Below are 24541 nucleotides of genomic sequence, written 5' to 3'. Positions count from 1 at the left end.
CCCGTGCCAGAGTCCGTGAAGGCTCCTGTCCTTCCCCAGGTCAACCTGATCCCCCCAGAGGTCGGGCAGCGCCGTGCTCGTGCGGCGTACTTCCGCGGCGCCCTTGCGGCGCTCGTCGTCTTCGTTCTTCTTATCGGCGGCGGCTACTACTTCATCCACTCGCTCCAGACTGGCGCTGAGCAGGATCTGGCCGATGAGCAGGAGCGGCAGACAGAGCTCAACTCGGCGATCGCGGAGCTGCAGTACGTGGCAGACACCACGAAGGAGCTCTCGAACGTTGAGGAGGCACTGATTTTCGTCGGCTCAACGGACGCGATCCGTGCCGAGATCGTTGCCGATCTCCTGGGCGGCATGCCTGAGGACAGTGTGCTGACGGACGTGAAGGTGGGACTCACCACCTTCGACTCGGCGGCTGGTGCCGCGTCGGATGCGTTCGCTGTGGCGGACGTCGGACAGATCACTTTCACTGTCGAGTCGCCCGAGTACATCGCTGCGAATGAGGTCGAGGAGAACTTGGCTACATTCGACGCATTCTCTCAGGTCCGCGTGACCGACGTGACGAATCTCGAATCTGAGGGCGAGTCCACTGAGGGTGACGAGGAGACCGGATTCCGATTCACGGGCACGATTCGAGTGACCTACGACGTCTACACCCAGCGCTTCTCCGAGCAGTGGTTCGGAAACGATGAGTCTGCGGGGACTTCGGAAGACTACGCGCGTCTCCTGAAGGCGGCCCGAAAGGTGGGGAATTGAGATGAAGCGTTCGAATACTGACATCGCGCTCGGAACGATCGTCGTCGCACTGCTTCTCGCTGCTGCCTCGTGGTTCGTCCTGTTCTCGCCTTCCTTGGACGCGCGCGCCAACGCGATCGAGCAGACGACCGCGGCCAAGGATCAGAACGACATCCTGCAGACCCAGCTCTCAGCCCTCCAGGCCGATTTGGCGCGCTACGACGAGATCGTGGCGGAACTCGAGGAGGCGAGAATCGATCTTCCCTCGCGGGAGGATCCGGCCTCTGTCCGCGAGATCATCCAAGATGCTGCCGATTACTACGGTGTCACCATCGTGAATCAGACGGTCGGCTCTGCTTCCTCCGTCGATGCTGCGCAGCTCGTGCTGGCAGACGCCGCAGCCGCCGTGGGACAGGAGTCGCAGGTCGACGGTCTCGAAATCAACGGGCTTGTCGCTACCCCTGTCACGCTCATCATCGAAGGCGAGTACGCCAGTGTGTTCGCGATGCTGACCGATCTTCAGCTCGGCGACCACCGTTTCATCTACGTCAACGCGTCGGCGATCAAGACAGACGACGATGAGGAGGCCGGCGAGGTCATCTCTACAGGCGAGTTCAGTCTCACTGTGTTCACGTATCTCAAGGACGGTGTCGAACCGACGGTTCCGGAGTCGCTTGCCGATCAGGAGGAAGGTTCTGGCAGCGAGCTCGACCCGGGCGACCCGTACGGCTCGGAGTCGGCCACCGGCTGATCGACCTCAGTTCACGCTTCGGCCCCGCCAGACAGGTTCTGGCGGGGCCGAGTTGCGTCGTGGGCATGGAACAATGACGACCATGCTCAGATGGCTTACCGCAGGCGAATCGCACGGCCCGGCTCTGGTCGGCACCCTCGAGGGACTGCCCTCGGGTGTCGAGGTGACGAGCACCGACATCCAGGGGGCTCTTGCCCGTCGTCGACTCGGCTATGGTCGCGGCGCGCGCATGAAGTTCGAGCAGGATCAGGTCAGCATTCTTGGCGGTGTGCGCCACGGCGTCAGCCAGGGCGGACCCGTCGCCGTGATGATCGGCAACACCGAGTGGCCCAAGTGGGAGACCGTGATGAACGCGGACCCCGTGGACGAATCGGACCTCACCGGCGCGCGGGCCGCAGCTCTGACGCGCCCGCGCCCGGGCCACGCCGACCTCGTCGGCATGACGAAGTACGGCTTTGACGATGCGCGCCCCGTCCTGGAGCGTGCGTCGGCACGCGAGACCGCAGCGCGCGTCGCCCTCGGCGAGATCGCCGAGCAGTTCCTGGAGCAGGCCGCGGGCATCCGCCTCGTCGCGCACACGGTCCAGGTGGGCCCCATCGTGGTTCCTGACGATGCGCCGCTCCCTCCCGCCGACGCCACCCCGGCGCTCGACGAGGATCCCATCCGCTGCTTCCATGCCGAGACATCGGCCGCGATGATCGCTGAGATCGATGAGTGCCAGAAGGATGGCGACACCCTCGGCGGCGTCGTCGAGGTGGTGGCCTACGGCGTGCCCGTCGGGCTCGGCAGCCACGTCCACGGCGATCGCCGCCTCGACGCGCGCCTCGCGGGCGCGCTCATGGGAATCCAGGCGATCAAGGGCGTCGAGGTCGGCGACGGCTTCCGTACCGCAGCCAGGCGCGGATCGCAGGCGCATGACGAGATCGAGTACAGGGACGGGGGCGTGACCCGCCGCACGAACCGCGCGGGCGGCCTCGAGGGCGGAATGACCAACGGCGAGCCGCTGCGCGTGCGCGCGGCGATGAAGCCCATCAGCACCGTGCCCCGCGCGCTCGACACGATCGACACCGCGACGGGTGAGTCTGCGAAGGCGATCCACCAGCGCTCGGACGTGTGCGCCGTGGCGCCGGCGGCGGTCGTCGCGCAGGCGATGGTCGCGCTCACGCTCGCCGATGCAGTGCTCGAGAAGTTTGGCGGCGACTCCGTGGCGGAGGTCAGCCGCAACATCTCCTCGTACGTGGAGTCGATCCCCGAGCACCTCCGCTGATGGCCGTCCCCCGGGCCGTGCTCATCGGTCCTCCCGGCAGCGGCAAGTCGTCGGTCGGCACGCGGCTCGCGCGCCTCTGGGACGTCTCTTGGCGCGACACGGACGACGACGTGGAGGCCTCCGAGGGGAAGGCGATCTCCGACATCTTCGTCGACGACGGCGAGCCGCGTTTTCGCGAGCTCGAGGCGGCCGCCGTCGCGACGGCGCTGAAGGAGCATGAGGGCGTTCTCTCGCTCGGCGGCGGCGCCGTATTGGACCCGCGCACCGAGGCGCTGCTCGCGTCGTACGTGGCCGACGGCGGAGAGGTCGTGTTCCTCGATGTCTCGCTTGCCAAGGCCGCCCCGCGCGTGGGGCTCAATGCCGCGCGACCGCTGCTGGCGGGCAACCCGCGCCAGCGCTGGCAGGAGCTCATGAACGCGCGCCGGCCCGTCTACGAGCGCATCGCCACGCGCATCGTCGACACCGACGGGCACACTCCCGCGGCCGTGGCCGCACTGATTGCCGAGGGGAGGGCCACCGCATGAGCGCTACCGTGAGGGTCGCATCGGGCGCGCCCTACGACGTCCACGTCGGGACCGGGCTTCTGGAGAAGGCCGTTCAGGGGCTTCCGAAGAAGTCCCGCAAGGTGCTGGTCGTGCACTCCGCGCCGCTTCGCCAGGTTGCCGACATCCTGCGGCAGCGCATCGAGTCCTCGGGCCGCGAGGCGGTGCTCGCCGAGGTGCCCGATGCAGAATCTGGCAAGACCGCCGAAGTCGCCGCGTTCTGCTGGCAGGTGCTCGGCAAGTCGGACTTCACCCGCTCCGACGTCGTGGTCGGCCTCGGCGGGGGAGCAGTAACCGACCTCGCTGGCTTCGTCGCCGCGACGTGGATGCGGGGCATCGCCGTCGTGCAGATGCCCACCACGGTGCTCGCCATGGTCGACGCCGCAGTGGGCGGCAAGACCGGCATCAACACTGCGGAGGGCAAGAACCTCGTCGGCGCCTTCCATGAGCCCGACGATGTGTGGTGCGACCTCGACATGCTTGCGACGCTCCCCGCGTACGACCGCGTTGCGGGCCTCGCGGAGGTGGTCAAGGGCGGCTTCATCCGCGACGGCGTCATCTTGGACCTCGTCGAGCAGCACGCCGACGCGCTCAAGGCCGAGACCCTCACCCCGCAGGCGCTCGACGTTCTCGAGGAGCTCATCACACGCAAGGTGAAGGTCAAGGCCGAGGTGGTGGCTCAGGACCTGAAGGAGTCCCACCTGCGCGAAGTCCTTAACTACGGGCACACGTTCGGCCATGCGATCGAGTACACCGAGCGCTACCAGTGGCGCCACGGCTCCGCGGTGTCGGTGGGGATGATCTTCGCGGCGGAGCTCGCGCACCTTGCCGGGCGTCTGACCGAGGCCGAGGTCGATCGCCATCGTGGGATCCTGTCGTCGCTCGGGCTACCCACGTCCTATCCGGCGGGGCGCTGGGACGCGCTCCTGACCGCGATGCGACGCGACAAGAAGACCAGGGGAGACCTGCTGCGCTTCGTCGTGCTGCAGGGCATCGGCAACCCGGTGCGGCTCGAGGGCCCGGACCCCGCGATGCTCCTAGGCGCGTACGACGCCGTCAGTTCGTGACGCGCCCGCTAGTCTGACCGCATGACGAGCGTGCTGATCGCGAACGGCCCCAACTTGGGTCGGCTGGGCTCGCGCGAGCCCGAGAAGTACGGGAGCACGACTTATGCCGAGCTCGTGAGCCTCGCGTCGGGTTGGGGCGACGAGCTTGGGCTCGACGTCGAGGTCCGCCAGACCGATGACGAGTCCGAGCTGGTCGGCTGGATGCACGGCTGCGTCGACTCGGGCACCCACGTGGTTCTCAACCCCGCGGCTTTCACCCACTATTCATACGCGCTACGGGACGCATGCGCGATGGTCACCGCTGCGGAGCTGGAGCTGGTCGAGGTCCACCTCACCAACCCCCACGCACGAGAGGCATTCCGACACACCTCGGTGGTATCCGGCGTCGCTACAGGAACCATCGCAGGATTCGGAGTCGACTCGTACCGACTCGCCCTCAGCGCCCTCGCCGCCCGCCTCCGCTAGAATCGTCTGCGGCCCGTCGCGCGTGATGCGTGCGACCATCAGAAGCGAGAACCGAAGGACTACACCGTGGCGACCTCGAACGACATCAAGAACGGCTCCGTGCTCAACCTCGACGGCAACCTCTGGTCCGTCGTGGAGTTCCAGCACGTGAAGCCCGGCAAGGGCGGCGCCTTCGTCCGCACCAAGCTCAAGAACGTGCTCTCGGGCAAGGTCGTCGACAAGACGTTCAACGCCGGCACCAAGGTCGACTTCGAGACCGTCGACCGCCGCGACATGCAGTACCTGTACAACGACGGCACGGACTTCATCTTCATGGATCCGACCACCTTCGACCAGGTCCCCGTCTCGCCCGCCGTCATGGGCAACGCGACCGACTACCTGCTTGAGAACGAGTCCGCGACCATCGGCTCGCACAACGGCAACCCGATCTTCCTGGAGCTCCCGGCTTCCGTCGTGCTCGAGGTCACCTACACCGAGCCCGGACTGCAGGGCGACCGCTCCTCCGGTGGCACCAAGCCCGCGACGCTCGAGACCGGCAAGGAGATCCAGGTGCCGCTGTTCCTTGAGGCGCCTGTGAAGGTCAAGGTCAACACGGGTACCGGCGAGTACCTCGGCCGTGTGAACGACTGAGGCTGCGGCCGCATCACAGACGCCCGTCCCGCGAGGGACGGGCGTGTTGTCGTATTCCTCACGATCGGCGTGTCGCTAGCCCGTCCGCTGGTAGGTTCCAGCGCATGACCGTCGAGGCCCTGACCCCATCACGTTCGCGTGTCGCCTCCTGGCTCGCGCGCCGCCCCGACTACGTCTGGGAACCGCCGCGCTCCATGGCGGTCACCGCCGTGGTGATTGCCGTACTCGCATACGTGCTCGTGGCGTGGAACGCTCGCTACCCAGCCATTCCTCTCGATGAAGTCGTGATGGTCGGGAATTCGAGGATCATCGCTGGCCTGCCGGCGACGTGGAGTCTGCAGGACGCGGGCTTCATGCCGGGTCTTGCTGTCCTCATGGCCCCAGCCTGGTGGTTCACGTCGGACCCGCAACTGGTGTACCAGGTGGGCATAGCAATTGCGTCAGCATTGGGCGTAGCCGCAATCTGGCCGCTTTCCCGGATCGCGAAGCGCACCGGCCTGAGCGATTCGGCATCGGTTGTCGTTGCGAGCGCGGTCGTTGTCGCTCCAGCGAAACTGCTGGTTGCGAACTATCTGTTGTCCGAGAGTCTGTTGCTCGTCTTCACCGCTGTCACGATCGTCGCAGCCGTCAGGCTCGCGGAGCATCCGACATGGACCCGTGCTGTACTGCTCGGCCTATCGGTCGGCGCAACAGTCCTCGCGCATGGACGCGGAGTCGCGATTGCTGTGGGCGTCGGGATATGGCTTCTGGTCCGTCTCCGTAGTCTGCGTTGGCGTGGCATCGTCGCAGGACTTCTTGCCTTCGGCGCGTCCTGCCTTGTGTATGCCTTCTACGTGCTGGTCACCGCGCAGGTCATCGCCGACGACTCAAGGGTGGAGGACAACCTCGGCGCCGCGCTAGGAACGACCTGGGACAGTGTTCTCGCTGTAGTCGTGGGGCAGACGTGGTACGGCACTGCTGGGTGGCTCGGCACGACGACAGTGGGCGCCTTCTGGATCTTGCGTCGGTTTCGCGCAGACGCGCTCGCATCAGTCGTTGCGATCTGCTTCGTCGCGGCGTTCGGTCTTGCCACCTTCCAACTCGGACCCGTCGAGGGTGTCTCGCGCTTTGATGTGTGGTTCTATGGCCGCTACAACGACCACATGTGGGCGATCCTGGCAGTGATCGGCATTGCAGTGCTGGTGCGGCTGCGGTGGGCGATCGTCTCCGTCTTGGCCCTCGGCGTCTCGCTCGCCACCTCGGCGGGAATGGTCCTGATCACGGCTCCCAAGATCACCAACGGCTCGCGTTGGGTGGAGTTGCACGTGCTGGGAGTTGCTCCGTGGCTCAGCCTCGACGCGTGGGCAGAGGATCGCGCGCAGTCGTGGCTCTTGATCACCGGAATCACGGTGGCGCTTACCGCCGCGGTCCTGGCTGCGGCGCTGTGGCGCGGCGCCGTGGCGCCCGTGTTACTCATCGGATGGACCGCGATCTCGCTTTGGCACGATGTGCTCGGCTTGGACATCCGGGACGGACGCCAGCTGAGCCACTACTCGGTCCCCGGTGTCTACAGCTATCTGGAGGACGACGATCACGTCGGCATCGACCGTTCACTCGGATCCCTGGGCAACATGCTGTACTTCACCTCCGATGGCCAGCCATTGGACCTCGTGGATATCGACGACGTGCCTGAAGGAATGCAGGTCGTCTATTCGTGGAAGTGGGAGACCGCACCTGCTGAGCAAGGCGCAAGGATGCTGTCGACAGGCGAGACGGGAACTCAGGCCGCATGGATCTACCCAGGGGAGGTGTTCGACACTCTTCTTGCGCAAGGTGCACTCGCGTCGGCGGAAGAGGCGCAGGGCTGGGCGGCGGCCAAGGGCAACTGATCGCTCGCGCACACACCCCCACACACCGCGTATCCTTGTGAGTCGCATACGAGGCGCTTCTCGGCGCCGCTGGACGACCCCAGGAGGCTCACCGCTCATGGCCGCACGCACCAAGGCCCGCAAGCGCGCGCTCGACATCCTCTTCGAGGCCGACCAGCGCGGCGCCAACGTCTCCGAGGTCCTCGAGGAGCGCCTGCAGAACTCGGGCCGCGAGACCCCGCTGCCGCCGTACAGCGAGGAGCTCGTGCGCGGCGTCGTGGGCCGCTGGATCGAGATCACCGCGCTCGTGCAGGAGGCCTCGCCCGACTGGGAGCTCACGCGCATGCCCGCCGTGGACCGCGCCCTGCTGCGCCTCGCCACGTGGGAGATCCTCTTCAACCCGTCCGTCCCGACCGCGGTCGCGATCGACGAGGCCGTGGACCTCGCCTCGGACCTCTCGACGGACGACTCGCCCCGCTTCATCAACGGCGTGCTCGGCAAGATCGCCCGCGACGCGCCCGCCTTCCCGTCGGACGTCGCCGACGTCGAGGACGACGCGCAGTAACCCGCGGCACGGCAAGAATCGAAGCAGCAGCAAGAGCCAAAGCAGCAGCCTCACCCCAGACACGACCCCCGGCATGGCACGCGGCACCGTCCCGCGTCCGTTAGCCTTGACAGCAGCACGACCCCGGGCCTTCAACAGCCCGGGCAAGCGAGTATCGACACCCTTTAACCACCGTCCCGTGAGGCGGAGAAGGAGGTCGCCTTGACCGGCACCTTGCTCGGCGCGCCCGATATCGGCCGCGCACTGACACGCATCGCGCACGAGATCCTCGAGCGCAACGACGGCGCCGACTCCGTCGTCCTGCTCGGCATCCCGACCCGAGGCCTCCCGCTCGCTGAGCGCATCGCGAGCAAGATCTCCGCGGTCGAGCCCGGCTTCGACTCCGACGCCCGCTGCGGCGCCCTCGACATCACGATGTACCGCGACGACCTCCACAAGCAGCCGATCCGCTCGATCGGCACCACGTCGGTCCCGAGCGTCGGCATCGACGACCAGGTCGTCGTCCTCGTGGACGATGTGCTTCACACGGGCCGTACGATCCGCGCCGCCCTGGACGCGATCAAGGACCTGGGCCGGCCCCGCGCGGTGCAGCTCGCGGTCCTCGTGGACCGCGGCCACCGCGAGCTCCCGATCCGCGCGGACTTCGTCGGCAAGAACCTGCCGACGTCGCGCAGCGAGCGCGTGGACGTCCACCTCCAGGAGATCGACGGCGAGGACGCCGTGATCCTCACGCACAGCAGGGGAGGGGACGACGCATGAGGCACCTTCTCGGAACGCCCGAGCTGTCGCGCGACGAGGCGATCCAGATCCTCGACACCGCGGCCCAGATGGCCGCGACCCAGGAGCGCGAGGTCCGCAAGCTCCCCACGCTGCGCGGCAAGACGGTCGTCAACCTCTTCTTCGAGGACTCGACGCGCACGCGCATCTCCTTCGAGGCCGCCGCCAAGCGCCTCAGCGCCGACGTCATCAACTTCGCGGCCAAGGGCTCCTCGGTCTCGAAGGGCGAGAGCCTCAAGGACACCGCGCTGACGCTGCAGGCGATGGGCGCCGACGCGGTCGTCATCCGTCACTGGGCCTCGGGCGCCGCGCAGCAGCTCGCCGAGGCGGGCTGGATGAAGGGCCACGTGGTGAACGCCGGCGACGGCACTCACCAGCACCCCACGCAGGCGCTGCTCGACGCGTTCACCGCGCGCCGCCACCTGGTCGCCGACCCCGAGGGCAAGGGCCTCGACGGCCTCAAGATCGCGATCGTCGGCGACATCCTCCATTCGCGCGTCGCGCGCTCGAACGTCTCGCTGCTCACGACGCTTGGCGCCGAGGTGGTCTTCGTCGCGCCGCCGACCCTCGTGCCCGTCGGCATCGAGGGCTGGCCCGCCACGATCCACCACGGGCTCGACGAGGCCATCGAGGCGCACGATCTCGACGCCGTCATGATGCTGCGCGTCCAGCGCGAGCGCATGACCGGCGGCGGCTCGGCCTTCTTCCCGAGCCCCGAGGAGTACACGCGCCTGTTCGGCCTGGACGCCGACCGCATGGGTCGCCTCCCCGAGCACGCGATCGTCATGCACCCCGGTCCGATGAACCGCGGGCTCGAGATCTCTGCGGAGGCGGCCGACTCGCCGCGCTCCGTCATCGTCGAACAGGTCGCCAACGGTGTGGCGGTGCGGATGGCCGTGCTGTACCTGCTGCTGGCAGGAGAGGAGAGCGCCGAATGAGCGCCACGACCGAGCACCGTCCGTTCCTGATCAGCGGAGCCTCCGTCTACGGCGAGGAGGTGCGGGACATCGCCGTCGTCGACGGTCGCATCGTCCCTGTGGCCGAGGCGCCCGCCGACGCCGTCCGCGTCGACGCCGCCGGCTGCGTCCTGCTGCCCGGCCTCGTCGATCTGCACACCCACCTGCGCGAGCCCGGCCGCGAGGACGCCGAGACCATCGAGACCGGCTCCAAGGCCGCCGCCAAGGGCGGCTGGACCGCCGTGCACGCGATGGCGAACACGAACCCGGTGTCCGACACCGCGGGTGTCGTCGAGCAGGTCTGGTCGCGCGGCCGCGAGATCGGCCTCGTGGACGTGTTCCCGGTCGGCGCGGTCACCGTGGGCCTCAAGGGCGAGCACCTGTCCGAGATGGGCGCGATGGCGAACTCGAAGGCGCGCGTGCGCGGCTTCTCCGACGACGGCGTGTGCGTCTACGACCCGGTCATCATGCGCCGCGCGCTCGAGTACGTGAAGACGTTCGACGGCGTGATCATCCAGCACGCGCAGGACCTGCGCCTGACCGAGGGCTCGCAGATGCACGAGGGCCCCGTCTCGGCGGACCTCGGCCTCGCCGGCTGGCCCGCGGTCGCCGAGGAGTCGATCATCGCGCGCGACGCGCTGCTCGCCGGGCACGTCGGCTCGCGCGTCCACATCCAGCACCTCACCACGGCGGGCGGCGTGAACATCGTCCGCTGGGCGAAGTCCATGGGCTACAACGTGACGGCCGAGGCCACGCCGCACCACCTCAATCTGAGCCACGAGGAGGCGCGGTCGTACGACCCGCGCTTCAAGGTCAACCCGCCGCTGCGCACCGACGAGGACATCGAGGCGCTGCGCGAAGGACTCGCGGACGGCACGATCGACATCGTCGGCACCGACCACGCCCCGCACGCGTCCGAGGACAAGGACTGCGAGTGGGCCGCCGCGTCGTTCGGCATGATCGGCCTCGAGACCGCCGTGGGCGCGGTGCAGGCCGCGATGGTGGACACTGGACGCATGACCTGGAGGGATGTGGCGCGCGTGATGTCGGAGGCGCCCGCCAGGATCGGTCGGGTGGAGCACCTCCACGGCCGACCCATCGCGGACGGAGAGCCCGCGAACCTCACGCTCATCGACCCCAAGGCCGCGTACGTCGTCGATGCGTCGACGATGGCGAGCCGCTCGCGCAACACGCCCTTCGCGGGCCGCGAGCTGCCCGGCAAGGCCGTCGCCACCTTCCTGCGAGGCGTCCCCACGTACGTCGACGCCCGCTTCGACCAGACCTTCTAAGGAGTCCCCACCGTGACAGACACGGCTCTGCTCGTCCTCGAGGACGGTCAGGTCTTCGAGGGGCGCCCGTACGGCGCCGAAGGCCAGACGCTCGGCGAGATCGTCTTCAACACCGGCATGACCGGCTACCAGGAGACCCTCACCGACCCCAGCTACCACCGCCAGATCGTCGTCATGACCGCGCCGCACATCGGCAACACGGGCGTCAACGACGAGGACGACGAGTCGACCCAGATCTGGGTCGCCGGCTACGTGGTCCGCGACCCCGCGCGCGTGCCGTCCAACTGGCGCGCCACGCGCTCGCTCGACGACATGCTGAAGGAGCAGGGCATCGTCGGCATCTCCGGCATCGACACGCGCCAGCTCACCCGTATCCTGCGCGGCGGCGTGATGCGCGCAGGGATCTTCTCCGGCGCGGCGCTTGCCCCTGTCGAGGAGCTCGTCGCCCGCGTGAAGGCCGGCGAGGAGATGGCGGGCGCCCACCTTGCCGACGCCGTCTCGGTGACCGAGCCCTACGAGATCTCCGCCAAGGGCGAGGACCTGGGCCTCCACGTCGTCGCGGTCGACCTCGGCATCAAGGCGATGACCCCCGAGCGCATGTCAGAGCGCGGCCTGCGCGTCACGGTCGTCCCGTCGTCCACCACGGGCGAGGAGATCCTCGCGATGAACCCCGACGGCGTGTTCTTCTCGAACGGCCCCGGGGACCCCGCGGCGGCAGACCGCTCCGTCGGCGACCTGCGCAAGGTGCTCGACCAGAAGGTGCCCTTCTTCGGCATCTGCTTCGGCAACCAGCTGCTGGGCCGCGCCCTCGGCTACGGCACCTACAAGCTTCCCTTCGGCCACCGCGGCATCAACCAGCCCGTCATGGACCGCACGACCGACAAGGTCGAGATCACCGCGCACAACCACGGTTTCGCGGTCGACGCGCCCCTGGACGGCGAGAGCGACGCCCCCGCAGGCTACGGCCGCGTCAAGGTCAGCCACGTGTGCCTCAACGACGACGTGGTCGAGGGCCTCGAGTGCCTCGACATCCCCGCCTTCTCGGTGCAGTACCACCCGGAGGCCGCCGCGGGTCCCCACGACGCCGCCTACCTGTTCGACCGATTCATCGACCTCATGAAGGGGGAGCGCTGACGATGCCGAAGCGTGACGACATCAATTCCGTCCTGGTCATCGGCTCCGGTCCCATCGTCATCGGTCAGGCCTGCGAGTTCGACTACTCCGGCACCCAGGCGTGCCGGGTCCTCAAGTCCGAGGGCGTCCGCGTGATCCTCGTGAACTCGAACCCCGCGACGATCATGACCGACCCCGAGTTCGCCGACGCGACCTACGTCGAGCCGATCACCACCGAGGTCATCGAGCGGATCATCGAGAAGGAGCGCCCCGACGCGCTGCTGCCGACCCTGGGCGGCCAGACCGCGCTGAACGCCGCGATCGCGGTCGCCGAGGCGGGCATCCTCGACAAGCACGGCGTCGAGCTCATCGGCGCGAACCTCGAGGCCATCAACCTCGGTGAGAACCGCGAGCTGTTCAAGGGCGTCGTCGATCGTTGCGGTGCCGACTCGGCCCGCTCGGCGATCTGCCACACGATGGACGAGCTCCTGGCCGCGGCCGAGGACCTCAAGTACCCCGTCGTCGTGCGCCCGTCGTTCACCATGGGTGGTCTCGGCTCGGGCTTCGCGTGGAACGAGGAGGACCTGCGCCGCATCGGCGGTGCCGGGCTGCACTACTCGCCGACCACCGAGGTGCTCCTCGAGGAGTCCATCCTCGGCTGGAAGGAGTACGAGCTCGAGCTCATGCGCGACAAGCACGACAACGTCGTGGTCGTGTGCTCGATCGAGAACGTCGACCCCGTCGGCGTCCACACCGGTGACTCCGTCACGGTCGCCCCCGCGATGACCCTCACCGACCGCGAGTACCAGCGCATGCGCGACGTGGGCATCGCGATCATCCGCGAGGTCGGCGTCGACACGGGAGGCTGCAACGTCCAGTTCGCGGTCGAGCCCGAGACCGGCCGCCTCATCGTCATCGAGATGAACCCGCGCGTGTCCCGCTCGTCAGCCCTCGCCTCGAAGGCCACGGGTTTCCCGATCGCCAAGATCGCCGCGCGCCTCGCCCTCGGCTACACGCTCGACGAGATCCCGAACGACATCACCGGCTCAACCCCGGCGAGCTTCGAGCCGACGCTCGACTACGTCGTCGTCAAGGTGCCCAGGTTCGCGTTCGAGAAGTTCCCGGCCGCCGATCCGGTGCTGACCACCACCATGAAGTCGGTGGGCGAGGCCATGAGCATCGGCCGCTCGTTCACCGAGGCGCTCGGCAAGGCGCTGCGCTCGATCGACAAGAAGAACGCGAACTTCCACTGGCGCGGCGACGCTCCTGTCGACGGCCAGATCGAGGAGCTCCTCGAGGCCATCAAGACCCCGACCGAGGGCCGCTTCATCCAGGTGCAGCAGCTCCTGCGCGCGGTCCACGCGGGCGATCTCACGCTCGAGCGCATCTACGAGGCCTGCCGCATCGACATGTGGTTCCTGGACCAGATGCTGCTCATGAACGAGGTCGCCGACGCGGTCGCGAAGGCTCCCGAGCTCACGCAGTCCGTGCTGCGCGAGGCCAAGCGCCACGGCCTGTCCGACGAGCAGGTCGCGTCGCTGCGCGGGCTGTCCGTCGAGGAGGTGCGCACCGCGCGCCAGGCGCTCGGCGTCACGCCGGTGTTCAAGACCGTCGACACGTGCGCGGCCGAGTTCGAGGCGCGCACCCCGTACCACTACAGCTCGTACGACGCCGAGAACGAGGTCGCGCCGCGCGAGCGCGAGGCGGTCCTCATCCTGGGCTCCGGTCCCAACCGCATCGGCCAGGGCATCGAGTTCGACTACTCGTGCGTCCACGCCGCGCTGAGCCTCAAGGGCACGTACGAGACCGTCATGGTCAACTGCAACCCTGAGACCGTCTCGACCGACTACGACACCGCCGACCGGCTCTACTTCGAGCCGCTCACGTTCGAGGACGTCATGGAGGTCTACGAGGCGGAGAAGGCCGCGGGCCCGGTCAAGGGCATGCTCGTGCAGCTCGGCGGCCAGACGCCGCTGAGCCTCGCGCAGCGCCTCGCCGACGCCGGCGTGCCGATCCTCGGCACCTCTCCCGAGGCGATCGACAACGCCGAGGACCGCGAGGCCTTCGGCAAGGTGCTCGAGGCGGCGCAGCTGCCCGCGCCCGCCTACGGCACGGCGCGCGGCATCGACGAGGCCATCGAGATCGCCGAGAGCATCGGCTTCCCCGTGCTGGTCCGCCCGTCATACGTGCTCGGCGGCCGCGGCATGGAGATCGTCTACGACCGCGCCCAGCTCGAGGACTACGGCACCCGCATGGACGAGGTCGGAGACCACTCCACCGACGCGCCGCTGCTCGTGGACCGCTTCCTCGACGACGCGATCGAGATCGACGTCGACGCGCTCTACGACGGCGAGGAGCTGTTCCTCGGCGGCGTGATGGAGCACATCGAGGAGGCCGGCATCCACTCGGGCGACTCGGCGTGCGTGCTGCCCCCGGTCACCCTGTCCGCCAAGGAGCTCGAGCGCATCCGCCGCTCGACGGAGGCCCTCGCCAAGGGCATCGGTGTGCGCGGCCTCATGAACGTCCAGTACGCGCTCGTGAGCGATGTGCTGTACGTGCTCGAGGCCAACCCGCGCGCGAGCCGCACGGTGCCGTTCGTCGCCAAGGCGACCGGCGTGCCGCTCGCCACGGCGGCCTCGCTGCTCATGGCGGGCGCGAGCATCGCCGACCTCAAGAGGGACGGCGTGCTCCCGGTCGAGGACGCCGCGACGATCGACATGTCGCAGCGCATCGCGGTCAAGGAGGCCGTCCTGCCGTTCCGTCGCTTCCGCACGCACGAGGGGCTCGCGGTCGACACCGTGCTCGGCCCCGAGATGCGATCGACGGGCGAGGTCATGGGTTTCGACGAGACGTTCCCGCTCGCCTTCGCGAAGTCCCAGGCCGGCGCATTCGGCGGACTGCCGACCTCGGGCAAGGTCTTCGTCTCCATGGCCGACCGCGACAAGCGTCAGATCACGTTCCCGATCGCGCGCCTGCACCAGCTCGGCTTCGAGGTCCTCGCGACCGCGGGCACCGCGCAGGTGCTCGCGCGCAACGGCATCCCCGCCACCGTGGTGCGCAAGCACTTCGAGGGCCGCGGTCCGAACGGTGAGCCGACCATCGTCGACCTCATCAACGAGGGCCAGGTGCACCTCGTCGTGAACACGCCCTCGGGCCAGGGCGCGCGCGCCGACGGCTACGAGATCCGTGCCGCGGCGACGTCCGCGGACGCGGCGATCATCACCACCACGCAGCAGCTCTCGGCGGCCGTCCAGGCCATCGAGGCGCTCCAGGACGGCCGCTTCGAGGTGCTCAGCCTCCAAGAAGCGCACGCATAGTCCCTGCAAGGAGCGGGTGACATAGGTACCATGAGGATGATTGCGACAGCGGGGGTCAGCCCCGCGCCCCAGGAGGAGAAGCATGGCATTCGGTGAACGGCTGGCCGCGGCGATGGACGAGGCCGGTCCGCTCTGCGTGGGCATCGACCCGCACCCCGAGCTGCTGGCCCGCTGGGGCCTCAACGACTCGGCCGAGAGCCTCGCCGCCTTCGGCGAGACGGTGCTCGAGGCGAGCGTCCGCTCGGCAGCGGCCGTGAAGCCCAACGCGGCGTTCTTCGAGCGCCACGGCGCCAGGGGAGTGGCCGCTCTCGAGCACGTGCTCGGACGGGCCCGTGAGCTCGAGATCCTCACGATCCTCGACGCCAAGCGCGGCGACATCGGCTCCACGATGGAGGGCTACGCCGACGCGTACCTCTCCGAAGGCGTGCCGCTCGAGGCGGACGCGATCACCGTGTCCCCGTACCTCGGCTTCGGATCGCTCCAGCCGGCCTTCGACCTCGCGAAGCACACCGGCAAGGGCGTCTTCGTGCTCGCGCTGACCTCGAACCCCGAGGGGCCCGAGGTGCAGCACGCGCGCACCGCGGACGGCGAGTCCGTCGCGGGAGCCATCGTGCGCCAGGCTCAGGAGCTCAACGAGGGCGCCGAGCGTATGGGAGATGTGGGCCTCGTCGTCGGCGCGACCGTCGGCGACGCGGTCAGGGACCTGGGAATCGATCTCGGGTCGTTCAACGGACCGATCCTGTCGCCCGGCGTGGGCGCGCAGGGTGCGGGACCTCAGCAGCTGCTGCAGGTATTCGGCAACGCCCGAGGGCGTGTGCTCGTGAACCAGTCACGAGGGGTGCTCAATGCGGGCCCCTTCGTGGAGAGGCTGCGCGGCGCGATCCAGGCGGCCGCCGGCGCAGCGCAGTACACCCTGCAGTCCTTAGGTCTGCAGGATTAGGTACGAGGAAGGAAGGCCCATGGCCACTCCGGAGCTGTCCAAGGAGCAGCGTGCCGAGGCGTTGGTGAAGGCCACCGCCGTGCGTTCGGCCCGACGCGTCTTCAAGGAGGACCTTGCTGGCGGCGGGATGACGCTCGAGCAGGCGATCTCCAAGGCGAAGTCCGACGACGCGCTTGCCGGGATCCGCGTGAAGGATCTCCTGCAGTGCCTGCCGGGCATCGGACCCAAGCGAGCGATCGTCGTCATGGACGACATCGGCATCTCGCACGCACGCCGCATCCGCGGCCTCGGTACCCATCAGGTCGAGGCTCTGCTCACGCGCGAGAAGGCGTGAGCAGACTCGTCGTGCTGGCGGGCCCCACGGCCGTCGGCAAGGGCACCGTCGTCCGCGCCCTCAAGAAGGCGCGCCCGGAGATCTGGGTGTCCGTGTCGGCGACCACGCGTGCCCCACGGCCCGGCGAGGTGGACGGCGAGGACTACTTCTTCGTCACCCCCGAGGAGTTCGATCGCATGATCGACGACCGCGAGCTGCTCGAGTGGGCGACCGTGCACGGCACCCACCGCTATGGCACGCCGCGGCGACCCGTCGAGGAGCGCCTCGCGGATGACGTGCCATGCGTGCTGGAGATCGACCTCCAGGGCGCGAGGCAGGTGCGCGCCTCCATGCCGGAGGCGCTGTTCGTGTTCCTCCAGCCGCCGTCGTGGGATGAGCTGGTGCGCCGGCTCGTGGGCCGCGGCACTGAGACGGAGGAGGAGCGCGAGCGACGGCTCCGCACGGCGCGCGAGGAGCTCGCGTCCGCCTCGGAGTTCGACGAGGAGCTCGTCAACGACGATCTCGACACGGCCGTCGCGGGCCTCGCGGCCCTGGTTGACGCGGCACGGTAGACTGAGCAGGTTTGCGGGACGACGTCCCGCCGATCGACACCGAAGAGCAACACAAGGAGCATGACGTGGCTGGAACCGTCGCAGACCCCCAGGGCATCACCAACCCGCCCATCGACGAGCTGCTCGAGAAGGTGGACTCGAAGTACGCGCTGGTGATCTACAGCTCGAAGCGTGCGCGCCAGATCAACTCGTACTACGAGGTGCTCGGCGAGGGCCACTTCGACAACGTGGGCCCGCTCGTCGAGGCCGACCAGACCGACAAGCCGCTGTCGGTCGCGCTCCGCGAGATCAACGCCGGAGACCTGCTGGAGCTCGGCGACTCCGCCGAGTAGCCCGCCTCAACCGCGTCGGTAGCGCCGCATGCGCGTCCTGCTGGGGGTGACGGGCGGCATCGCCGCGTACAAGGTCGCCCTCGTGCTGAGGCGCCTGGCCGAGGACGGGCACTCGGTGAGGGTCATCCCCACCGCGGCCTCCCTCAACTTTGTCGGGCGCTCCACGTGGGAGGCGCTCTCGGGTGCGCCCGCGCCGACTGTGACCTTCGAGGACGTCCCGTCGGTCCAGCACGTGCGGCTGGGCCAGCGGGCCGACATCGTCCTCGTCGCCCCCGCAACCGCCGACTTCCTCGCCTCGATGGCCAGGGGAGAGGCGCGCGACCTGCTCGGCAACGCGCTGCTCGCGACCTCCGCACCGGTGGTCGTCGCGCCCGCGATGCACACCGAGATGTGGCAGAACGAGGCGACGCGCGCCAACGTCGCGACGCTCAAGGCGCGCGGTGTGCACGTGATCGAGCCCACCGTGGGCCGCCTCACCGGGCCCGACTCGGGTCCGGGCCGCCTGCCCGATCCGGAGGACATCGTCGCCGCGCTGTACTCGGTCGCCTCGACCGAGGGCGTGCTGGGCGGCACGGACGATGCTGGTGCCACGGAGAGCGGTGCCGGAGACGACGCTTCGGTCACGCCCGGCGGTTCCAAGGACGATGCGACGGCCGGCTGGGGAGACCTCGAGGGCGTCCGGCTCGTCGTGAGCGCCGGGGGCACGCGCGAGCCCCTCGACGCGGTCCGCTTCCTGGGCAACCGGTCCTCCGGTCACCAGGGCTTCGCGATCGCCGAGGCGGCGCGCGAGCGCGGCGCCGACGTCACGATCGTCTCCGCGCATGTGGCGCTTCCGGCCGGCGAGGGCGTGAGGCGTGTCGAGGTCTCCACGACCGCCGATCTCGGCGCAGCGATGCGCGAGGAGGCCGAGCGCGCCGACGTCGTCATCATGGCTGCGGCGGTGGCCGACTTCCGCCCTGCGCAGGTCGCGGGTCACAAGATCAAGAAGTCCGGCGACGGCACGCTCGAGCTGTCGCTCGTGCCCACGGAGGACGTGCTGGCCTCCCTGGTCCAGGGACGACGCGACGGCCAGGTGATCGTCGGGTTCGCGGCCGAGACGGGGGACGCGGGGGCGTCCGTCAGCGAGCACGGCGCGGCGAAGGCGCGACGCAAGGCGGCGGACCTGATGTGCGTCAACGAGGTCGGCGAGGCCAAGGGCTTCGGCGACCGCCCGAACGCCGTGACGATGCTCGACGCGGACGGCGGGCGGGTGGGTGAGGTCGCCGGCACGAAGCTCGCGGTGGCGCACGGCGTGCTCGATCAGGTCGTGAGGCTGCTGCACCAGGTGTGATGCTCGTCGCTCGGGCTCCGCATTGTCCGACCCCGGCCGTACGATGGGCCGCATGAGTTCCCTTCGTCTGTTCACGTCCGAGTCGGTCACCGAGGGCCACCCGGACAAGGTCTGCGACCAGGTCTCCGACGCGATCCTCGATGAGATGCTGCGCCAGGACCCCGCCTCGAGAGTCGCGGTCGAGACCATGGTGACGACCGGCCTCGTGCACGTCGCGGGCGAGGTCACGACCGAGGCCTACGTCGACATCCCCGGCACGATCCGCAAGGTCGTGAACGAGATCGGCTACACGTCGTCGAGGATTGGCTTCGACGGCGACTCGTGCGGCGTCTCCGTGTCGATCGGCGAGCAGAGCCCCGACATCTGGATGGGCGTCGGGCACGCGACCGACGTCGACGGGGACGACCTCGGCGCGGGTGACCAGGGCCTGATGTTCGGCTACGCATGCACCGACACCCCCGAGCTCATGCCGCTGCCGATCGCGATCGCGCACCGCCTTACCTCGCGGCTCGCGGAGGTGCGCCGCTCGGGTGAGGTCGAGGGGCTGCGCCCGGACGGCAAGGCCCAGGTGACGATCGGCTACGACGGCGACGTCGCGCGCACCGTGGACACCGTCGTGCTCTCGAGCCAGCACACCGAGGGCATGGAGATGGCCTCGCTGCGGGGCGCGCTCGAGGAGGCCGTGATCGGCAAGGTGCTCGCCGACGTCGAGCTCGACTCGACCGGCCACCGCAGCCTCATCAACCCGACCGGCAAGTTCGAGATCGGCGGGCCCAAGGGCGACGCCGGACTCACCGGTCGCAAGATCATCGTCGACACGTACGGAGGCATGGCCCGTCACGGAGGCGGCGCGTTCTCCGGCAAGGACCCGTCGAAGGTCGACCGCTCCGCCGCGTACGCGATGCGCTGGGTCGCCAAGAACGTCGTCGCGGCTGGCCTCGCCGACCGCTGCGAGGTCCAGGTCGCCTACGCGATCGGCACCGCGCACCCCGTGGGCCTGTACGTCGAGACCTTCGGCACGGCGCACGTGGCGCCCGAGCGCATCGTCGCGGCGGTGCGGGAGGTCTTCGACCTCAGGCCTGCCGCCATCATCGACGCCCTCGACCTCCGTCGCCCGATCTACCGTCAGACAGCCGCCTACGGCCACTTCGGACGCGAGCTCGCCGACTTCACCTGGGAGCGCACCGACAGGGTCGATGCGCTGAAGTCCGCGGTCTGACCCCAACCGTGGGGGAGGACACGACAGCGGAGGACGCAGGAGCGACCCACCTGCTCGCAGGCATGATGCCCGAGCGCCGGATCGCGCGCGTCGTCATCGACTCACCTCTGCCACACCTCGACGCGCCGTTCGACTACCTGATACCGGACAAGCTCGACCGGGTCGAGCAGGGGTATCGGGTCCGGGTGCCGTTCGCGGGGAGGCTGGTCAATGCGGTCGTGATGGCGGTCATCGACCGCAGCGACTTCGAGGGGCGGCTGCTCGAGGTGAGGTCCGCCGCCTACGCACCCTCGTACACGCCCTCGTCCCTGCGCCTCGCCGAGGCTCTCGCGCAGCGCTCGTGCGGCTCGACGTGGGACGTGCTGCGGCTCATGGCGCCGCCCCGGGTCGCGGCCGTCGAGAAGCGCGCTCCCGACACGGAGGTCGACCTCGGCCGGCTCCGCGCCGCCGCGGACGCGCTCGGTGCCGCCGACCGCCTGCACCATGATGCGCGCGAGCCCAGGCGCGTCGTCCGGCAGTCGCTCCCCGACCCGGAGAGCCCGGGAAGCACCGCCGCGCGCGAGCTCGCCGCGGACGCGGTGCGCGCGGCGGCGACCGGTCGGGGCAGCGCGCTCATCGTCGTTCCCGACGCGCGCGCGGTCGCGGCGGTCGCCTCGGTCCTTCGCGACGCGGGCCTCGAGCGGTGGACCTCGCGCGGGGGCGGAGACTTCGCCGTGCTGGACGCCGACGACGGACCGAACGTGCGCTACGGGCAGTACCTCGCCGCGCTCAGGGGCGAGGTCGGCCTCGTCGTCGGCACCCGTCCCTCAGTCATGCAGCCGGTGCCGAGGCTCGCGCACCTCGCGCTGTGGGACGACGGCCACACCGCCTACGAGGACCCCCACGCGCCCTACCTGCATGCCCGCACGATCGCGAACATGCGCGCAGAGTCCGAGGGCTGCGACCTGGTCGTCGCCGGCTACGTGCCGTCGATCGAGGCGGTCGCTCTCACGGCGCACCACTGGGCGACGCTTGAGCAGCCGGACACCGAGGCCCTCAGGACGCGCACCGCGACGATCGACCTGTGGGACGACGAGCGGCGTGCCCACGACGGCCCCGCCGGTCGCCACTGGATGCCCCCGGGCGTCTGGCGGCGCGTCACCGAGGCGCTCGCCGCCGGGCCCGTGGCAGTGGTCGTGCCCCGCGCCGGCTACGTGCAGGCGACCGCATGCGCGCGCTGCGACGCGTGGGCCGAGTGCCGCGAGTGCGGGGGATCGCTCAGCCTTCCTGCGCAGGGCGCGGATCCGGTATGCACGTCGTGCGGGCGCACCCAGGTCGACTGGCACTGCCCCGAATGCCACGGGAACCGTCTCGCACAGCGCAGGCAGGGCGTCGCACGCGTTGCCGAGCAGCTGGGCGCGATGGCCTCGGGGGTGCAGGTGATGGTGTCGTCGGCATCGTCCGGAGTCGTGCCCGACGGTGCGGTGCCCGGCGGCCTCGTCGTCGCGGTCCCCGGAGCGATCCCCGCGGTGCCCGGGGGCTACGCGCACGTGGTCGTCGTGGACGCTGCGGCTCCCGCGTCGGGGCTCGGCGGAGAGGTCGTCGCGCTGCGCCATTGGCTGGTCGCCGCAGCGCACGCCCGCAGCCGGGCGGCCGGCGGGGGTGTCTCGATCGTCGGGGAGCTCCCCGCGCTCACCGCACGCGCGCTGCGCACGTGGCGCGCGGCCGACGCGGTGCGCGAGGCCTACGACGAGCGCGCCGAGCTGAGCCTGCCGCCGGTGACCAGGCACGTGCGACTCGAGGGCCCCGAGGCCGCCGTGGCTCGGGCCGTGAGGGCCAGCGGAGCCGAGTCGCTCGGCGCCATCGTCGCTCCCGACGATCGGGGAGCCTCCCTGCTCCTGTCCCGCGGCGCGGCCCAGGCCTGCGTCGATGCGCTGCGGTCCCTGCTGCGCGAGCAGTCCAAGGCGGGCGGCGACGACCTGCGGGTGCGGGTGGACGGGCCGCTGCGGCTGGCGTGAACCGAGCGCGTCCTCGCACCTACGATGGGCGCATGCGCCTGATCTTCGCCGGCACCCCTGACGTCGCCGTCCCCAGCCTGGAGGCGCTGCTCGCCTCGGACCACGAGGTGGTCGCCGTGATCACCCAGCCCGACGCCAGGGGCCGACGCGGCCGTACGCTCCACCCGTCGCCGGTGAAGGAGTTCGCGCTCGGCAAGGGACTCGACGTGCTGACGCCCGAGAAGGCCTCGGACCCGGAGTTCGTCGCCCAGGTGCGCGCGCTCGACGCCGACGCCGGCGCGGTCGTCGCGTACGGCCAGATCCTGCGGCCCGCGATGCTTGAGGCGACGCAGCTCGGCTGGGTGAACCTGCACTTCTCGGTGCTGCCCGCATGGCGTGGCGCCGCGCCGGTGCAGCGATCCCTGATGGCGGGCGACGACCTCACCGGAGCCACGACGTTCCTGCTCGACAGGGGCATGGACACCGGGCCCGTGCTCGGGGTCCTCACCGAGCGGATCCGCCCCACGGACACCGCGGGCGATCTGCTCGACCGGCTCGCGCAGGCCGGCGCACCCCTCCTCGCCCAGACCATGTCCGGCCTCGAGGCGGGCGCTCTCGTGCCCGAGCCTCAGAGCGGCGACGACGTCTCGCACGCGCCCAAGCTCACGCGCGAGGACGCCTATGTGCGGTGGGAGCGGCCCGCGCACGTCGTCGACCGTCAGGTCCGCGGCTGCACGCCCGCGCCCGGCGCCTGGACGACGCTGCCGGACGGTCAGGTCGCGAAGATCGGCCCGGTCTCGCCCCGCTTCGACGAGCCGTTGACCGTGCCAGGCCAGCTCAGGGAGGCCGACGGGGAGGTCCTCGTCGGCACCGGCACACATCCGGTCGCGCTGTCGTGGATCGCGCCGGCGGGGCGCAAGCAGATGGCCGCGCGGGACTGGTGGCGCGGCGCGCGTCTGCCCGAGTCGGCAGCGCTGGGGGAGGCATGAGCGGCGACGGATCGGTAGAGCGTGGGCGCGGCGGCGGTCCACGCGACTCGAACCGTCGCGACGGCGCTCGGCGTGGCCCCGCCAAGGGGCGGGCCGGACGCGGCGGCTCCGGCAACCGCGGCGGCGCGAACCATCGGTCACCGAGCCGCGGCGGATCGAACCGTCGTCCGACCCCCAGCGACCCCGCACGCGCGGCCGCGCTCGACTGCGTCGAGGCGGTCGACGCCGAGGGCGGCTACGCGAACCTCGTGATGCCGCGCATCCTCGCGGACCACCGGCTCGGGGGACGTGACGCGGCGTTCGCCACGGAGCTCGCGTACGGCGCGCTGCGCATGCACGGCTTCTACGACGCGGTGATCGCGTACGCGGCTCAGCGTCCGGTGAGCAAGATCGACCCGGGCGCGCGCCGCGTCCTGTGGCTCGGAGCCCATCAGATCCTCGGCATGCGCGTCGCAGACCACGCGGCCGTGGGCGAGACCGTGTCGCTCGCGCGAGCCCGGCTCGGCGTGGGGCCCTCGAAGTTCGTCAACGCGATCCTGCGCCGCGTCTCCGAGGCCACGCGGGAGGCATGGGAGGCGCGCGTCGCTCCCGGCCAGTCCCGCGACGCGGTGGCCCTGCGCCACTCGCACCCGTCCTGGGTCGCCTCGGAGCTCGCGTCCGCGCTCGAGGCCGACGGCCGGGTCTCCGAGCTCGCCCAGCTGCTCGAGGCCGACAACTCGCCCGCGCGCGTCGCCCTGGTCGCCCGCCCAGGCCTGGCCGACGCATCGTCCCTTGTCGACGAGGTGCCCGGAGCCGAGCCGGGGCGCTACGCCCCGACGGCGGTCGTGCTGAGCGGAGGCGGCGATCCTGGCGCGATCGAGGCCGTCCGCGAGCGCCGCGCCGCCGTCCAGGACGAGGGCAGCCAGGTGGTCGCGAGCGCGCTCGTCGCCGCGCGTCCGGTGGAGCAGGGGGAGCGGTGGCTCGATCTGTGCGCGGGACCGGGAGGCAAGGCGGCCCTGCTCGGCGCCCACGCCGCGCTCGGGAAGGCGACGCTCGACGCCCTCGAGCTCCATCCGCACCGCGCGCGCCTAGTCGAGGACTCGGTCAAGGCGATCCCCGAGGGCGTCGTCTCGGTCGCGGTCGGCGACGGCACCGCGTGGGGCGACGAGGCCGCCTACGACCGCGTGCTGCTCGACGCGCCGTGCACGGGGCTCGGCGCACTGCGGCGCAGGCCGGAGGCTCGGTGGCGCAAGGAGCCCCGAGATGTCGCCGACCTGCAGGAGGCCCAGGAGCGACTCCTCGCCAACGCGCTGCGCCTCGTGAGGCCAGGCGGCCTGGTCGCCTACATCACGTGCTCCCCGCTGCTCGCGGAGACGCGGGACGTCGTCGCGAGGGCGGCCGGCGCGGAGGTCCTGGACGCGCGTGAGGCGGTCGCTAGCGCGACGGGCACGAGTCCCGGCGATTGGGGTCGCGGCCCGCACGTGCAGCTGTGGACCCACGTCCACGGCACCGACAGCATGTTCCTTGCGCTGCTCCAGCGGCGCCTGTCCTGAGGCCGTTCCTCCGCGCGCTA

23 protein-coding genes are annotated in these 24541 nt (G+C 70.1%); all 23 read left to right on the top strand.

Annotated elements, in window-relative coordinates:
• Positions 1–3: 3 nt before the first annotated feature.
• The 23 genes from B7K23_RS10730 (at position 4) to B7K23_RS10620 (ending at position 24521) form a co-directional block, all read left to right on the top strand.
• Positions 4–753 (top strand): PilN domain-containing protein, encoded by a 750-nt coding sequence (locus tag B7K23_RS10730; RefSeq protein WP_143338241.1) that lies wholly within the window; start codon positions 4–6, stop codon positions 751–753.
• A 1-nt stretch (position 754) separates the two neighbouring features.
• On the top strand, positions 755–1483 hold the full coding sequence (locus B7K23_RS10725) for a hypothetical protein (protein WP_084126575.1): 729 nt from the start codon (positions 755–757) through the stop codon (positions 1481–1483).
• 82 nt (positions 1484–1565) lie between these two features.
• On the top strand, positions 1566–2750 hold the full coding sequence (aroC, locus tag B7K23_RS10720) for a chorismate synthase (protein WP_084126954.1): 1185 nt from the start codon (positions 1566–1568) through the stop codon (positions 2748–2750).
• A complete protein-coding gene (locus B7K23_RS10715) occupies positions 2750–3274 on the top strand; it encodes a shikimate kinase (protein WP_084126574.1) in 525 nt (174 codons plus the stop codon). The genes aroC and B7K23_RS10715 overlap by 1 nt, the downstream gene beginning before the upstream one ends.
• A complete protein-coding gene (gene aroB / locus B7K23_RS10710) occupies positions 3271–4359 on the top strand; it encodes a 3-dehydroquinate synthase (RefSeq protein WP_084126573.1) in 1089 nt (362 codons plus the stop codon). Before B7K23_RS10715 ends, aroB begins: the two co-directional genes overlap by 4 nt.
• A gap of 21 nt (positions 4360–4380) precedes the next feature.
• Positions 4381–4824: a type II 3-dehydroquinate dehydratase gene (locus B7K23_RS10705; RefSeq protein ID WP_084126572.1), complete on the top strand. Its 444-nt coding sequence runs from the start codon at positions 4381–4383 to the stop codon at positions 4822–4824.
• 66 nt (positions 4825–4890) lie between these two features.
• Entirely contained in the window at positions 4891–5454 is a 564-nt protein-coding gene (gene efp / locus B7K23_RS10700) for an elongation factor P (RefSeq protein WP_084126571.1), read from the top strand.
• A gap of 104 nt (positions 5455–5558) precedes the next feature.
• Positions 5559–7322 (top strand): hypothetical protein, encoded by a 1764-nt coding sequence (locus B7K23_RS10695; RefSeq protein WP_084126570.1) that lies wholly within the window; start codon positions 5559–5561, stop codon positions 7320–7322.
• A gap of 97 nt (positions 7323–7419) precedes the next feature.
• Positions 7420–7866 carry a transcription antitermination factor NusB gene (gene nusB / locus B7K23_RS10690; RefSeq protein WP_084126569.1) on the top strand — a complete coding sequence of 149 codons (447 nt, stop codon included), beginning with the start codon at positions 7420–7422 and terminating at the stop codon, positions 7864–7866.
• Positions 7867–8067: 201 nt separating this feature from the next.
• A complete protein-coding gene (gene pyrR, locus B7K23_RS10685; RefSeq protein WP_084126568.1) occupies positions 8068–8625 on the top strand; it encodes a bifunctional pyr operon transcriptional regulator/uracil phosphoribosyltransferase PyrR in 558 nt (185 codons plus the stop codon).
• Complete coding sequence (locus B7K23_RS10680; protein WP_084126567.1) at positions 8622–9581, top strand: aspartate carbamoyltransferase catalytic subunit; 960 nt, start codon at positions 8622–8624, stop codon at positions 9579–9581. The genes pyrR and B7K23_RS10680 overlap by 4 nt, the downstream gene beginning before the upstream one ends.
• Entirely contained in the window at positions 9578–10888 is a 1311-nt protein-coding gene (locus B7K23_RS10675) for a dihydroorotase (RefSeq protein ID WP_084126566.1), read from the top strand. The genes B7K23_RS10680 and B7K23_RS10675 overlap by 4 nt, the downstream gene beginning before the upstream one ends.
• A gap of 12 nt (positions 10889–10900) precedes the next feature.
• On the top strand, positions 10901–12022 hold the full coding sequence (carA, locus tag B7K23_RS10670) for a glutamine-hydrolyzing carbamoyl-phosphate synthase small subunit (RefSeq protein ID WP_084126565.1): 1122 nt from the start codon (positions 10901–10903) through the stop codon (positions 12020–12022).
• 2 nt (positions 12023–12024) lie between these two features.
• The gene (gene carB, locus B7K23_RS10665) at positions 12025–15318 is read left to right on the top strand and encodes a carbamoyl-phosphate synthase large subunit (RefSeq protein WP_084126564.1); all 3294 of its coding nucleotides are present in this window, start codon (positions 12025–12027) and stop codon (positions 15316–15318) included.
• Between the two features lie 82 nt (positions 15319–15400).
• On the top strand, positions 15401–16258 hold the full coding sequence (pyrF, locus tag B7K23_RS10660) for an orotidine-5'-phosphate decarboxylase (protein WP_084126563.1): 858 nt from the start codon (positions 15401–15403) through the stop codon (positions 16256–16258).
• A 19-nt stretch (positions 16259–16277) separates the two neighbouring features.
• Complete coding sequence (mihF, locus tag B7K23_RS10655; protein ID WP_084126562.1) at positions 16278–16592, top strand: integration host factor, actinobacterial type; 315 nt, start codon at positions 16278–16280, stop codon at positions 16590–16592.
• Entirely contained in the window at positions 16589–17143 is a 555-nt protein-coding gene (gene gmk / locus B7K23_RS10650; RefSeq protein ID WP_084126561.1) for a guanylate kinase, read from the top strand. The genes mihF and gmk overlap by 4 nt, the downstream gene beginning before the upstream one ends.
• Before the next feature lie 65 nt (positions 17144–17208).
• On the top strand, positions 17209–17475 hold the full coding sequence (rpoZ, locus tag B7K23_RS10645) for a DNA-directed RNA polymerase subunit omega (protein ID WP_062202243.1): 267 nt from the start codon (positions 17209–17211) through the stop codon (positions 17473–17475).
• 28 nt (positions 17476–17503) lie between these two features.
• Positions 17504–18805 carry a phosphopantothenate--cysteine ligase family flavoprotein gene (locus B7K23_RS10640; protein ID WP_084126560.1) on the top strand — a complete coding sequence of 434 codons (1302 nt, stop codon included), beginning with the start codon at positions 17504–17506 and terminating at the stop codon, positions 18803–18805.
• Between the two features lie 52 nt (positions 18806–18857).
• Entirely contained in the window at positions 18858–20024 is a 1167-nt protein-coding gene (gene metK, locus B7K23_RS10635; RefSeq protein WP_084126559.1) for a methionine adenosyltransferase, read from the top strand.
• A gap of 8 nt (positions 20025–20032) precedes the next feature.
• Entirely contained in the window at positions 20033–22021 is a 1989-nt protein-coding gene (locus B7K23_RS10630) for a hypothetical protein (protein ID WP_084126558.1), read from the top strand.
• Positions 22022–22053: 32 nt separating this feature from the next.
• Positions 22054–22989, top strand: coding sequence for a methionyl-tRNA formyltransferase (gene fmt / locus B7K23_RS10625; RefSeq protein ID WP_084126557.1), 936 nt, complete (start codon positions 22054–22056; stop codon positions 22987–22989).
• A complete protein-coding gene (locus B7K23_RS10620) occupies positions 22986–24521 on the top strand; it encodes an RsmB/NOP family class I SAM-dependent RNA methyltransferase (protein WP_084126556.1) in 1536 nt (511 codons plus the stop codon). Before fmt ends, B7K23_RS10620 begins: the two co-directional genes overlap by 4 nt.
• Positions 24522–24541 lie beyond the last annotated feature (20 nt).

The organism is Demequina sp. NBRC 110054 (genome assembly GCF_002090115.1).
In the GTDB taxonomy this organism is placed as follows: Bacteria; Actinomycetota; Actinomycetes; order Actinomycetales; family Demequinaceae; genus Demequina.
The sequence above is the reverse complement of the archived record's forward strand: the minus strand, read 5'-3'. Positions and strand labels throughout refer to the sequence as shown.